This window comes from Sphingobium sp. LSP13-1-1.1 (assembly GCF_040676415.1).
In the GTDB taxonomy this organism is placed as follows: Bacteria; Pseudomonadota; Alphaproteobacteria; order Sphingomonadales; family Sphingomonadaceae; genus Sphingobium.
In genome coordinates, this window is the sequence record NZ_JBEGHU010000002.1 from 45079 (window position 1) to 57429 (window position 12351).

Consider the following 12351-nt stretch of genomic DNA (forward strand, 5'->3'; position numbering starts at 1 on the left):
GATGGCCAGGATCCTTCTGCTGTCGGTCGACCGCATGCTGGCACAGCGCATCGAGGACGCTGCGGGCGGGCGCGTACCAGTCGAACTGGTGCAATCGGTGGAACGAGAGGCGCTGGATGGGCCGGGGCTGATCATTATCGACCGTGCCGCCATCCCGCCCGATCGCGCCCTGTCGGTTGCGATCGGCGCCGTGGTGTCGAGCGCGGAGGGTCGGCCCGTGCTGCTCGCCACCGACGAGATGGAGGCCGAGCCCTTGCTGCGCGCCATTCGGGCCGGCGTGCATGATGTTGTTCCGCGCAACGGAGAAAAAGGGGAGATCGCCCCCATATTGGCGCGTCTTTTGAATGAGGCGGCGGTGGATCAGGGTAGCCGGGGGCGGTTGACGCTGCTGCTGGGTGCGGATCGCGATGCGTGCGCGATGGTGGCGACGGACATGGCCATTGCCATGGCGGGACAGGGATCGACGCTGCTGATCGACTGCACCCTGCCGACGAGCGCGGCGGCGACCTATCTGGACCTGGGCGTCGACTATGGGCTGGCTTCCGCGATCAGCGATATGGACCGGCTGGACGCCAGCCTGCTCGCCAGCACGGTGGCGCGGCATGGACCCAGCGGATTGATGCTGTTGACCTTCGACGGGGGGACTGGCGCCGAACCTGCGGGACTGACACCGGGCGACCTGGCGGCGCTCATCCGGCTGCTGCGGGGCTGTTGCAGCCATGTCGTGCTGAATGCGGGAAGCCTGCGCCATGGCGGGCTGCTGCGCGAGGTGGTGGCGGAGGCGAGCCAGGTGGAACTGCTGTGCGGCCAGTCGATCCGGGAGATCGAGGCGTGTCGCCGATTGCTGGACAGGATTGGGACGGAACGCGAGCGGATAGAGGCAATGCGGCTGCTGGTGTGGGATCATCTGCCCGGCGTGCTGCTCGACGCGCGGCGCATGGCGGACGCGCTGGGCGTCGGCGCGGCGATGGCGCTGCCCATCGACCGGGCGCGGATCCGCAATGCGCTGAACGCGGGCCGGCCATTGGCGATGGAGGCGGATGGCGGGACCTATATGGCGACGATCCGACGGGTTTGCGGGGTGACGTCGAAGGCCGGCGGGATCGACCGGCTGCGGGGGGCGATGCTGCGTATCGTCCAGCGTGCATCATGAGCCTGCTGACCGGCGAAGAGGCCTTCATTCCTGCGCGGGAGGTGCGGATCATGCCCGTCGCGCAGCCCGCGGCACAGCGGATGAGCGACATCTATCAGCTTGCCAAGGCGCAGACCTGCGCCCAGTTGATCGAGCAACTGGAAGCGCGCGGGGACACGGCTGAGACCTTGGGTCCGAGAGCGCTGCGCGAGGAGATCGAGCAGATCATCGCCAGCCGCAGCCGCCGGGGGCAAATGGCGCTCAACAGCGCGGAGCGGCTGCTGCTGATCGAGGATGTGGAGGACGAGGTGGCGGGCATGGGTCCGCTTGCGCCGCTGCTGCGCGATGCGGGCGTGGACGACATCATCGTCAACGGCCCGGGTCATATCTATGCCGAGCGGGGCGGGTTGCTGGAGAAGGTCGAGACGCGGTTTCGCGACGACGCCCACCTCATGAACGTCATCCAGCGGATCGTGGGGCCGATCGGCCGCCGGGTAGATGAGGCCAGTCCCTATGTCGACGCGCGCCTGGCTGACGGGTCGCGGGTGAATATCGTCATTCCGCCGGTGGCGCTGGACGGGCCGACGCTGTCGATCCGCAAGTTCCGGTTGCAGAGCATGACGATCGAGGACTGCGTCGCCAATCAGGTGATGAGTGCGGACATGGCGGAATATCTGAGCGCGGCGGTACGGTCCCGGCTGAATATCCTGATCTGTGGCGGGACCGGCGCGGGAAAGACGACTTTGCTGAACATGCTGTCGTCCTTCATCGGGGATCGCGAGCGACTGATCACCATCGAGGACGCCGCCGAACTGCAGTTGCGGCAGAGCCATGTGGTGCGGCTGGAGACGCGGCCGCCGACAGTCGACGGCAGCCGGGAAGTGAGCAGCCGCGAACTGGTGCGCAATGCGCTGCGGATGCGGCCAGACAGGATCATCCTGGGCGAGGTGCGCGGGGTCGAGGCGGTCGAGATGTTGCAGGCGATGTCGACCGGGCATGACGGGTCGATGGCAACGCTGCACGGCAATAGCCCCAGGGACGCCTTTGCCCGGCTGGAGATGCTGCTGGGCTTTGCCGGGGTACAGAGCGATGTGCGGGCGATCCGGCGCTTCATCGCCAACAGCGTGCATGTGGTGGTGCAGCTGCAGCGGCTTTCCAACGGCAGCCGACGGGTCATGTCGGTCAGCGAGGTGACGGGGCTGGAGGGCGACGCCTATTCGCTCAACGAACTTTTCGCCTTTCAGGAGCAGCCAGCCCTGTCGGGACTGGGCGAGTTCCGGACATTGTCGCTGCGGCCCCATTTCCTGCCAAGGCTGCGTGATTACAGGAGCGTCCGATCGTGCTGAGCGGGGCCGCCTACCTTCTGCTGTCGCTGCTGATCATAGCCGGGATCGGCTGGCAACTGCTGGCCGAACAAGCGCGGCAGCGGGCAGTGATCGACCGCCGGTTGGGACCGGCCTTGTCCGCCGCGCCGCCACGCGCCGCGGCGCTGACGGTGCCCGACCGGATAGCGCCGCTGCTAGCGCAGGCCCAGATCGAGTTCACGACGCGGGCGGTGGGGATGGCGGGCGGCCTGCTGCTTCTGATCGCGCTGTCCGCGCTGCTTGCGGCAGGGCCGGTGGCTGCGCTGGCGGTGATGGCGGGCGTGCCGACGGCGCTGCTCGGTTGGGTGCGCCGGCGGGCGCAGCGGCGCGTCGAAGCACTGATCGAGGCGCTGCCCTATTATATCGACGCCGTGCGACAGATGCAGGCGGTCGGCAATTCCCTGGCGCAGGCGCTGGAACGGGCGCTGGCCGATGCGCCCGCCGTGGTGCAAAGCTATATCGCGCCGGTCGCAAGACGGCTGGAACTGGGCGCATCGGTGGCCGACGCCATGCAGATGCTCGCGGAGCGGCTGCGCGTTCCTGAAATATCGATGCTCGCCGCCGCGATCCGCACGAACATGCGTTATGGCGGGTCGATTTCCGCGGTGCTGCTGAACCTGGCCAACATCCTGCGCGAGCGCATCCGCATCAAGCGCGAGCTGAAAGCCGCCATCTCCGAAGCGAAGATCAGCGGACGGGTGCTGATCGTCATGCCGCTGGTGGCAATGGCCGCGCTGGTGGCGATGAACCCGGATTATATCGACTTCTTCCTGCGCGATCCGCGCGGGCATCGGCTGGCCATCGTCGCCATGGTCCTGCAGGGGCTGGGCATGCTGGTGATGCGGCGGGTGATGAGGCTCACCTTCTGATGGGCGCGCTGTTCCTTTTCTGCGCGGCACTGGGCGTCCTGTGCGCCGTAATGGGCATGCGGATGCTGCTGGCCGACCAGCGGCTGGAAGCGCGGCTGGGCATGGCAGGGGATCGGCCCGACTTTCGCCTCCCCGCGGCCTTCGCCGCGCGCGGACGGGACCGATCGGAGATCGCTGACAAGCTGATGCTGGCAGGGTTTCAGGATGCAAGGGCTGCGGACCGTTTCGTCTGGGCGCGCATGGCGACGACCGTCGGCGCGGGGCTGGCAGCGATGCTGGCTTCGCGGATTGGCTGGGGCGGCTTGTTTGCCCAACCCCTGCTGATCGTCATTGCCACCGGCCTCGCCTATGTCGGGGCAAAGCAGGCGATCCACCTGCTCGCGGCGCGGCGGGCGCGGGCGATCATGGCGGAATTTCCCTTCCTGCTCGACCTGATGCTGATGATGCTGGAAAGCGGCATTTCGCTCGACCAGTGCTTCCGCTCCATCGCCCGCGACGAAGCCATTGCGGTGCCGCACCATGCACGGCTGGTGGCGATGCTGGTGGCCGATCTCGACCGGGGCATGCGCTATGATCAGGCGCTGGATCGCTGGGCAGCGCGGGTGGCGGTGAATGGGGCAAGGGAACTGGCCGCCCTCTTCCGTCAGGCTCTGTTCCAGGGGGTCGAACTGGCCCCTGCCCTGCGCGAATTCGTGCGGGAATTTACCCAGCGCCGCGTCGCCCGCGCGCGGGAGGCGATGGGCGGCATCACCGTGCGCATGGTGGTGCTGATGATCCTGTTCTTCATGCCCGCCCTGTTCGTGGTGCTGGGCGGGCCGCCGGTGGTGGCGATCTTCGATACTTTGCGGGGAGTGTCGCAATGAGGCGTTTCATGCTGGCCGCAATGCTGATGGCGGCGGTGCCCGTGCAGGCGCAGGAAACGCCCGACACGCGGGGACTTTATCTGCAACTCATCCGTCAGGCGCGGGCGGACGGTCGGCCGCGGGCGGCACTGGCCTATCTCGACGATTTCGAGCGCCGCTATCCCGGCGATACGGAGGCCCGGCTGCTGCGGGTCAACAGCCTGATCGACCTGGGACAGATCGATGTGGCGGAGGCGGTGTCCTTGCCGCCTGAAACCACCGGCGGCGACGTCAGCGCGGTGCGCGGACATCTGCTGGCGGCGCGGAGTCGATGGGGCGAAGCGGCGGCCTGCTATGAACAAGCGAGCCGGTCGAGCCCGGCCGATCCGCTGCTGCGCAACGCACTGGGCTATGCGCTGTTGCGGTTCGGGCGGGTCGACGCGGCGATAGAGGCGTTGCGTGGGGCGAGTGATCTGGCGCCGCAAATGGCGGTTGTCCGCAACAATCTGCTGCTGGCGCTGATGGTGGGCGGGCGACGCGATGAGGCGGAGGCTGCATTGCGTCGGCCCGGCGACGGCGCGCTGCGGCAAGAACTGGCAGCGGAAGCGGCACGGATCGGCAAGGGGGTTGAGAAATGATGGCGCTGTTACTGATGATGTCCGCGACAACGCCAACATCCGCGACAACGCCGGTGCCGGCTGGCGAAGCACGGCAGGTCGTCGAGGCGCAGCTGAAGGCACCGGCACGCGAGGATGCCCTGCTGTCGGCGGAGGAGGCCGCGCTCATCCGGCAGCGATATCTGGAGTCGATTGGGCGGCAACTCGATCGGGCGGCGGATGCGGCGCGATGATCCCGTGGAGTTGGTCGATCAGAGCCACCATCCGATCCGAGTTATCGCGATTTTCTGGTCTCTTTCCGACGCCTTTGTGGGAGCAGCTATCCTGTTGGGCGCAGGTTCGCTCGCTGCTTGGCGACCAATCCGCCGCCGTCGCGCCAATGGTCGCTGCGCTGGGGGCGGTGTTGATCGGCGCGGTCGGATTCGCGCTGGATGCAGGGCTTTATTATGTGAGCGAGCGCGATCTGCGCGCCGCGACCGATGCGGCCGCGTTGGCTGCGGCGCAGAACCCGGCTCAGGCAGCGGCACGCGCGCGGGATAGCCTCAGTCGCAACGGATATGACCCCGCCATTCTCCGCTCGGTCGAATTGGGCCGCTATTGCGCCGATGCCGCGCTTGGTGCCGCGCAACGCTTCGACGCCAGCATGGCGCTTTGCCCCGGCAATGGGCGGGTCAACGCCGTGCGCATCCGCACCGGCAAGCCGGCGCGACAGTTCCTGATGCGCGTGCTGGGTCCGGCCAATCCCCTGCCCGACCTGTCCGCCACTGCCACGGCAGCGCGCATCGACGAGGCCGGCATCGGCATCAGCTCCGGCGTACTGACCGTCACCAATGCCCTGGTGAACAGCGTCAATGACCTGCTGGGGGCGCTGCTGGGCCTTAAGCTGCGCCTCTCCACAGCCGATGTGGAGGCGCTGATGGCGAGCGATATCGATGCCGGCCTTTTCTTCGACGCGCTGGCGCGGCGGGTCGGGGAAAGCGGCACCTATGGCGCGCTCACGGCCCGCACCGTGGGGCTTGGCGACCTGCTGGCCGCCGCGGCCAGTGCCGCAGACGACAGCACCACCGCCGCCGCCCTCACCCTGCTCGCCGGGCAGGTCGGCAATGGCTATGCGGTACCGCTTAACGGCTTGTTCGGCCTTGGCGTGTGGAAGAACATGCCGGTCGGCGGCGCAGACGAAAAACCCGCTCTGCGCGCCGGCATCAATGCCTATCAACTCTTTTCCTACGCCGTTCAGGCGGGCAACGGCGCGGTGGACCTGTCGGACGCGGTCGGCACCGTCGCGCCGGGCAGCAGCGTCCTGCTGGCGGCAATGGCGACAGGGCCGATGGACCGGCCACGCTTTTCCTTTGGCCCAGTGGGCGAAACCCATGTTTCCACCTCCGCATTACGGCTGCAACTGGATGTCGGGATCAGGAATGTCAGCCTGCTCGGCGCTTCGTTGATCTCCGTCAACCTGCCGGTCACCATCGACATCGCGGCGGCCCAAGGGCAGGTCAGCGCCATCGATTGCCCCGATACGGCCGAACAGGCGCGCGACACGCGGGTGACGGTCCAGGCCAGCAGCGGCCTCGTCAACGCCTATATCGGCGCGTTGCCGGCCGGTGCCATGACGCGGCCGATGCCGCCCCTTTCGGTCGCCGATCTGCGCCCGGTCCGGATCGTCAATGTCCTGGGTCTCATCACGGTGGACAGCCGCGCCGTGGCGCAGCCGGTCATGGGCGCGAGCGGCGCGATCATCTTCGGTCCCGGCGGACAGGGCAGCATAGGCCGCCCCGGATCGCCCGGTACGCCTGCCAGCATCGGCAATGAGGCGCAGGTCGGGCCGCTGCTGACGTCACTGGTGGGCAGCCTTGGCGGACAGGACGGATTGCAGATCAATCTGTTGGGCGCATGTCTGCCGCTTGTCTGCGACACGACCAGGGCGCTGGCACGATCACAATTGTTGAGCGCTGTGGTCAATCCGGTCGCCGGGCTGGTCGGCACCGCCATCGATCCTCTGGTCACCAATCTGCTTGCAGCGCTGGGCATCCAGCTTGGCCATGCCACGCTCTGGGCGACCGGCGCGCGCTGCGGAGTGCCGGTGCTGGTGTGAGTCCTACGGCGGCGCGCGGTTCCCCCCTCGCGCGCAGCCGGTCATTTGCCGAGGGGGCAGGAGGACTAGGATGAACAAGTTTCTGGGTTCGCTGATCGCGAAACTGGCGCGGGATGAAAAGGGCCTGACGGCGGTCGAATATGCCGTTCTGGGCGCCGTGGTGGTCGCGGCTATCGTTGCGGTGGGCACCAATTTCCGCACGCAGCTCGGCGCCGCCTTCACGACGATGTTCAACAGCATCCCATCAAGCTGATCGCCATGCGAAAACGACAGCTGCGGGCATGCGAGCAGGGGCTGGCGGCGCTGGAATTTGCGCTGCTGGCTCCGGCCTTGCTCATGCTGGTCTTCGCGGTCGTGCTTTATTCCTTTTATTTCGCCGCCCTGATGGGCGTGCGCCATGCCGCGATCGAGGGCGCTCGCGCCGCCGTTGCCGGCCTTTCTACAGCAGAGCGTACGGCGCTGGCGCAGGATCGGGCACAGGCGGTGATCAGCGGATACGGCACCTTGCTCGCGGCAGGGGGCGGGCCGGTCGTCACGGCCGTGCCGGATGCGACCGGCACCTTCCGGGTGCGTGTGAGCTACAATATGAGCGGCAGTCCGATGATGCGCTATGCAGCCTTCGTGCCCATGCCCTCCCCCACTGTCAGCGCCAGCGTCATCGTCACGAACGGAAGCTATTGAAGGGCGGGCTCTAACCTGTGTTAGCGGCCTTGCTCTTTGGCCCGCCGATCAGGAACCAGCGCTGCCGCGCGACGATTGCATGGGGTCACGCTCACGAACAAAGGAGTCTCCCATGTCCGTCATCGACAGGATCGTCGCCGCCGTCACTCCGCCGGAATCGGAAGAGGACCGCGCCCGTGCAAGAGAGAAAGCGCGGGCGGCCGCGACGGCGGGAGACTGGCTCGCTACGACAGCAGCCTTTAGGCACAGGTCGGACCGGCTTGGGGCAGGTCCGGCAGAACCGGCCTGCCCCACAACATCCGTCACAAAGATTACCGGGCGTTCAGTCCGCCGGCGGCCGGGGCGGCGCCGCGCTCTTGAGGTGCACGGGCGGGCCAGGGACATTGGGATTTCCCTCGACGGCGTTCGCGTCCGAAGCCCAGGATGCAAGGATCGCGCGTTTCACCTCAGGCTCCATCTGGGGGTGATCGACCTTTTCAAAGGGTCCATGAAAATGGGAGAGGGACATGGGCTTGCCTCCTTTCTTCCAATCCTCTCTACCTTTCGGCGGTAGCCGCCAAACGACAAATTAAAGAAGGAAAAGCACTGTTCAAGAGCGCGGCACGCCTTCAGCTTTCTTGGCGCTGCCAAAAGAAGAAGGCGGGAATAGCGGGCTGCGTCGGCCGCGACATGCCCCGTTGGCCTGGCGCCGGATGACGGCGCAGAAGCTGACAAAGGCCGTCTGCCCAAGTCCAAGTGATCATCCAACCAGGAGGCAGGAAAGCGCACCTGGGGGACAGATATTGCGTATACGCAACGCCGGTCATCGTGTCGAAAGCGGATCGCTATACTATGGCGGGACCGGCGCGGGCCGCGACGATTGTCTCGCGCAGTCGTGCAAATAGTTCGTCCAGATCCGCATCTTGAGCGATGCTGAGGTCGATTGTCAGGCACCCACTTCGACCGGGCCTGGCGCAGCCGATGCGCGATCCACCCGCGACAATCGTCATGTCGCGCGCTTCCTCCACGGGTTGCGGCATGGCCGCCTTGCGCAAGCGGGCAAGAACCGTCGCGGGCGAAATCATGCGGCCGCCTTCACGCGCCAGCGCCCCTTGCTGCCCTCCAATATACTGGGCTTCGGCAATCATGCGTGCCCGCTGGTCAGGACGGCGCAACAGCGGCGTCAGTATTTCCGAATAACGCACCCGAAGTTCATCCTTGGTGGCGAATGCGTCAACCACTTCCACGGGCAATTGCGCCAGGGCAAGCAGCCGGCTCAGCTGGCTGTTGGACAGGCTGAGCGCTTCGGCCATACGGGACTGCACCCCGCCGTAGAAGCGCTCGACCGCATGCTGATAGCTGCGCGCCCGGTCCAGTTCGCTGATATCCGACCGCTCGCGATTTTCGATGTCGGCCAGGCGGAAGGCTTCCTCGTCCGACAGGTCGACCACCAGGGCCAACAGCCGGATTTCCGGCCGCCCATTATGGTTGAGCCAGTCCACCGCGAAACGGCGGCGGCTGCCGACCAGAAGCTGATAGGTCCGGTCCGAACCCGGTGGATTGAGACGAACGAGGACGGGGATGCGATTACCCCCCTCGCTGGCGATGGAATCGATGAGCGACCGGCAGCCGTCCGCCGTCAGTCCCGGCTGGTCGCGCGGATTGCCGTCCCAGACTGAACATTCGTCCGGCTGGATCAAAATCGTGCCCCGCGATCCCGGCGCCCTGTCCGCGAACGGAGCAAGCCGCTGGTCGAGGCGGCTGAGCTCCTCCTCATCGGCCGCGCCCTTGTCGGCTGGTTCTTGGGCCAGGGTCGCCAGAATGTCGCGTATGAAGCGTGCCATGATTCACTTCCTTTGCGTGAGCTGGCCTACGCAATAGCGATATAGGCACGGTTGTGGGCCGGAATCGGGTTCGTTTCGGATCAATCACGCATTGCGTTGAAACGGATGCAGATCACGCGCTCCAAGCTTTTCCTGCCACATCATGACCAGTGGAAAGCCCGTTCCCACTTGTTCCGCTCTAGAAGCGCCGCCCCACGGTCAGCGTCGCCGCGTGGACATGGCGGTCGGAACTGAACTCGCCCGCATAGCCGAGACGGATCGTGGTGCGATTATTCCATGTCGCGCTGACCCCGGCATTCACCAATCCTGCATCTCGCGCCAGCCGCGTGGGACGCAGCGTGAAAATCGGCAGGTCACGAGTGGCGAAACGCGCCTCGATCCGACTGTCGGGATGGCTGCGCAGCTCGCGCTGCCATTGTGCCTCGACCGAGGGCCTGAGCGTCCAGCCGCCTTGCATCACCGTGGCGGAGATGCGCCCGCCCAACCCGCTACGAAGCGATTTCGTGCGGAAGGCAGCAACCTCCAGAGCGGCGGGTCCGCCATTTTCGACGAAGCCACTGACATCCGCATAACGATAGTGCAAACCGGCAAAGGGCTGTATCCGGACAGCGCCGGATCGCAGCATCACCCCGGCCTCGCCCGAAGCGCCCCAGCCGTCGCCATCGACCGGCGCCACCATTTGTCCGGTGAAACCCGCCCAGCCGACTTGGCGCCTCAGCTTGTATTCCGAGAGCGTATAAACAGCCGTCGCATCGGCATAAAAGCGGCCGTCACTATAGCTGGCATAAGAGCCGATCTGGCTGTTGAACTGGCTGATGCGCGGGCGTTGCGCCGGACCAAGCCGTGCGTCGATGCCGTCGATGCCCAGGGTTGCGCCGACGATCAGGCCGGCGACGGGCTTCACATCGACGGCGAAGCGCAGCGACCGACTGTCGGACTCCGCTTCGGGGCGATCGATACGCGCCTTATAGCTCGCCTGCTTTATCCCGCCGCTCAACATCATGGTAATGGTGCGGTCGCCGCGCACCGGAATATCGGCCGGCGCGTCGATGGCGACGCTGCGCCGCTCAACCAGCCAGGAGCGGATATCCCGGTCGACGGCGTCCATGGACTGGATCGACAGGCGGGGCAGCAGGGAATAGCTGCGCGGCGAAAGCTGACCCAGCGCATCGGCCCGCGCCGCAGCCGTGGGCAGGGCATCGATCGACGCAAGCATGGCTGAGCGGTCGCTGCCGGGCGCGCCCGACGCGGCGTCCAGCGTCATCCCGACTGCGGCTTCGCCTGGCGTTACGGCATAGGGCGTATAGGGACCGGCCATGGCGGGTTGGCCATAAAGCATCAGTAATGCCGCAGCGCCTTCGATAAGGCGCCGAACGGAGAAGAGGCGGGTGAGCAAGATGATATTCCCCTTTTTGACGAAGTCATTTTTTGCGTGAACGCAAAGTCCACCGAGCTGCGTTCGAATGGGTTTGAGGAGGCAGTGCGCCCACTGCCTCCTCGCCCCCGCCCTACCCCGGGGGCTATTTGGGGGAGAGCATCGTCGGCGCGCGGTCCGTCATGCATGAGGACCATGGCGGACCGCGACGCCGCATCAGTTACTGCCCCCGAGCAACCCGCCGAGCAGGCCGGTGACGGGTGCCAGGGCATTGCCGGCAGTTCCCTCCCCTGCCCCCAGCAAGCCGTTGACCACGCCGGTCACGGGAGCGAGCGGTGTAGCGCTTCCTGTTCCGGGCAGCGCGGGAGCCGGGCTGTTGACAGTGTCGAGCAACGGCGCGGCGACGCTATCGGCTGTGCTGGTGACGGTTGCGACCACTGGGGCAACGCCACCGACAACTTGATCGACCGTGCTTTGCGCCTGCGGCCCCAGAAGCCCCCCCGCCAGATTGCCGACCGGTTGCAATCCCGCCTGCACCCCGGATGCAGTAGTGGGGACAGCGACGTCGACCAGATTGCCTTGGGTGAGGACATCGACCGTCGCCAGCTGCCCGGCAACCGCGCCGCCATCCGACGGCAGGAGATTGACACCAACCAACGTGCCTGCAGTGGAAGCACCCGTCAGCACATTGCCACCGACATTCGCGCCGACCAGCGGTGCGTTCAGTCCAGTAGCGGGGTCGCCGCCGACACCGCCCAGAGCGCCGGTCAGGCCGCCCACCGCGGTTTCCACCAGCCCCGTCACCGGGGAGAGGACGCCATTACCGCCCACCAGCGGGCCGGCAATGGGCGAGAGCGCCCCGTTGACCGTGTCCAGCACGGGCGTGGTGAGCTGGCTGACGGTCGAGGTGACAGCCGCGACCGTGGGGGAAAGGCCATCGGTAAGCTGAGACACAGCCTCCCCGGCTGGCGCGCCAAGCAGGCTTCCGGCGAGCGTGCCCACCGGCGCAAGCCCCTGCTGAACGCCCTGGGACGTGGTCGGCAGGGTGACTTGCGCAACGGTGCCGTCGCCCGTCAGCAGATCGACCGTGGCCAGGTTGCCAGTCGCCGGAGTCTCGCCGGGAAGGACATTGACGCCGATCAGCGACCCCGGGCCGGTTGGGCCAACCACCGGCAGATTGCCGATGGATGCCCCGATGATTGATCCGCTGCCGGTCGGGCTGGTGGGGCCAGAAGGTCCCGTTGGACCACCAGGTCCAGTGGGCCCACCAGGGCCTGTCGGTCCAGCAGGTCCCCCAGGACCCGTGGGACCGGACGGGCCGGTGGGGCCTTCTGGACCTGTGGGACTGGTGGGACCTGTGGGACCGCCAGGGCCAGAGGGTCCGCCGGGACCGGTTGGTCCGCTTGGGCCAGATGGATTGGTCGGACCTGTCGGGCCGCTGGGACCAGTGGGAGACGGACCGCCCCCCGCCCCCACGTCGAAGCCCACGCCGTCGGCGCAGGCGCTGAGCAAAAGAAGAGGTATCGCCGTGGCGCACAGCAAATAATGCCGTC

General features: G+C 66.7%; 13 protein-coding genes. 9 read left to right on the forward strand and 4 right to left on the reverse strand.

Features of this window, described 5'->3' with window-relative positions:
* Window position 1: 1 nt before the first annotated feature.
* The 9 genes from MRBLSP13_RS03080 to MRBLSP13_RS03120 all read left to right on the forward strand — a co-directional run bounded on the left by MRBLSP13_RS03080 (window position 2) and on the right by MRBLSP13_RS03120 (window position 7600).
* A complete protein-coding gene (locus tag MRBLSP13_RS03080; protein WP_363736817.1) occupies window positions 2–1153 on the forward strand; it encodes an AAA family ATPase in 1152 nt (383 codons plus the stop codon).
* Complete coding sequence (locus MRBLSP13_RS03085; protein WP_363736815.1) at window positions 1150–2478, forward strand: CpaF family protein; 1329 nt, start codon at window positions 1150–1152, stop codon at window positions 2476–2478. The genes MRBLSP13_RS03080 and MRBLSP13_RS03085 overlap by 4 nt, the downstream gene beginning before the upstream one ends.
* A complete protein-coding gene (locus MRBLSP13_RS03090) occupies window positions 2472–3365 on the forward strand; it encodes a type II secretion system F family protein (protein ID WP_363736813.1) in 894 nt (297 codons plus the stop codon). Before MRBLSP13_RS03085 ends, MRBLSP13_RS03090 begins: the two co-directional genes overlap by 7 nt.
* Complete coding sequence (locus MRBLSP13_RS03095) at window positions 3365–4228, forward strand: type II secretion system F family protein (protein ID WP_363752648.1); 864 nt, start codon at window positions 3365–3367, stop codon at window positions 4226–4228. Before MRBLSP13_RS03090 ends, MRBLSP13_RS03095 begins: the two co-directional genes overlap by 1 nt.
* Before the next feature lie 8 nt (window positions 4229–4236).
* Window positions 4237–4845 carry a tetratricopeptide repeat protein gene (locus MRBLSP13_RS03100; RefSeq protein ID WP_363736901.1) on the forward strand — a complete coding sequence of 203 codons (609 nt, stop codon included), beginning with the start codon at window positions 4237–4239 and terminating at the stop codon, window positions 4843–4845.
* A complete protein-coding gene (locus tag MRBLSP13_RS03105) occupies window positions 4842–5057 on the forward strand; it encodes a hypothetical protein (RefSeq protein ID WP_363736809.1) in 216 nt (71 codons plus the stop codon). Before MRBLSP13_RS03100 ends, MRBLSP13_RS03105 begins: the two co-directional genes overlap by 4 nt.
* Before the next feature lie 146 nt (window positions 5058–5203).
* On the forward strand, window positions 5204–6919 hold the full coding sequence (locus MRBLSP13_RS03110; RefSeq protein ID WP_363752650.1) for a TadG family pilus assembly protein: 1716 nt from the start codon (window positions 5204–5206) through the stop codon (window positions 6917–6919).
* A gap of 70 nt (window positions 6920–6989) precedes the next feature.
* On the forward strand, window positions 6990–7172 hold the full coding sequence (locus tag MRBLSP13_RS03115) for a Flp family type IVb pilin (protein ID WP_066562160.1): 183 nt from the start codon (window positions 6990–6992) through the stop codon (window positions 7170–7172).
* A gap of 5 nt (window positions 7173–7177) precedes the next feature.
* Window positions 7178–7600 (forward strand): TadE/TadG family type IV pilus assembly protein, encoded by a 423-nt coding sequence (locus MRBLSP13_RS03120; RefSeq protein WP_363736804.1) that lies wholly within the window; start codon window positions 7178–7180, stop codon window positions 7598–7600.
* A 322-nt stretch (window positions 7601–7922) separates the two neighbouring features.
* Here the strand turns inward: MRBLSP13_RS03120 and MRBLSP13_RS03125 are convergent, their stop codons facing one another.
* The 4 genes from MRBLSP13_RS03125 to MRBLSP13_RS03140 all read right to left on the reverse strand — a co-directional run bounded on the left by MRBLSP13_RS03125 (window position 7923) and on the right by MRBLSP13_RS03140 (window position 11968).
* Window positions 7923–8108, reverse strand: coding sequence for a hypothetical protein (locus MRBLSP13_RS03125; protein ID WP_363736802.1), 186 nt, complete (start codon window positions 8106–8108; stop codon window positions 7923–7925).
* A 316-nt stretch (window positions 8109–8424) separates the two neighbouring features.
* On the reverse strand, window positions 8425–9423 hold the full coding sequence (locus MRBLSP13_RS03130) for a ParB/RepB/Spo0J family partition protein (protein ID WP_363736800.1): 999 nt from the start codon (window positions 9421–9423) through the stop codon (window positions 8425–8427).
* 178 nt (window positions 9424–9601) lie between these two features.
* A complete protein-coding gene (locus MRBLSP13_RS03135) occupies window positions 9602–10819 on the reverse strand; it encodes an autotransporter outer membrane beta-barrel domain-containing protein (protein ID WP_363736799.1) in 1218 nt (405 codons plus the stop codon).
* Window positions 10820–11014: 195 nt separating this feature from the next.
* Window positions 11015–11968 (reverse strand): hypothetical protein, encoded by a 954-nt coding sequence (locus MRBLSP13_RS03140; protein ID WP_363736797.1) that lies wholly within the window; start codon window positions 11966–11968, stop codon window positions 11015–11017.
* Between the last annotated feature and the right edge of the window lie 383 nt (window positions 11969–12351).

Coding starts and splice junctions, on each gene's coding strand:
- MRBLSP13_RS03080 (WP_363736817.1), top strand. CDS start 2: ATGGCCAGGATCCTTCTGCTGTCGGTCGACCGCATGCTGGCACAGCGC.
- MRBLSP13_RS03100 (WP_363736901.1), top strand. CDS start 4,237: ATGCTGGCCGCAATGCTGATGGCGGCGGTGCCCGTGCAGGCGCAGGAA.
- MRBLSP13_RS03125 (WP_363736802.1), bottom strand. CDS start 8,108: ATGTCCCTCTCCCATTTTCATGGACCCTTTGAAAAGGTCGATCACCCC.
- MRBLSP13_RS03120 (WP_363736804.1), top strand. CDS start 7,178: ATGCGAAAACGACAGCTGCGGGCATGCGAGCAGGGGCTGGCGGCGCTG.
- MRBLSP13_RS03115 (WP_066562160.1), top strand. CDS start 6,990: ATGAACAAGTTTCTGGGTTCGCTGATCGCGAAACTGGCGCGGGATGAA.
- MRBLSP13_RS03110 (WP_363752650.1), top strand. CDS start 5,204: ATGGTCGCTGCGCTGGGGGCGGTGTTGATCGGCGCGGTCGGATTCGCG.
- MRBLSP13_RS03130 (WP_363736800.1), bottom strand. CDS start 9,423: ATGGCACGCTTCATACGCGACATTCTGGCGACCCTGGCCCAAGAACCA.
- MRBLSP13_RS03095 (WP_363752648.1), top strand. CDS start 3,365: ATGGGCGCGCTGTTCCTTTTCTGCGCGGCACTGGGCGTCCTGTGCGCC.
- MRBLSP13_RS03105 (WP_363736809.1), top strand. CDS start 4,842: ATGATGGCGCTGTTACTGATGATGTCCGCGACAACGCCAACATCCGCG.
- MRBLSP13_RS03085 (WP_363736815.1), top strand. CDS start 1,150: ATGAGCCTGCTGACCGGCGAAGAGGCCTTCATTCCTGCGCGGGAGGTG.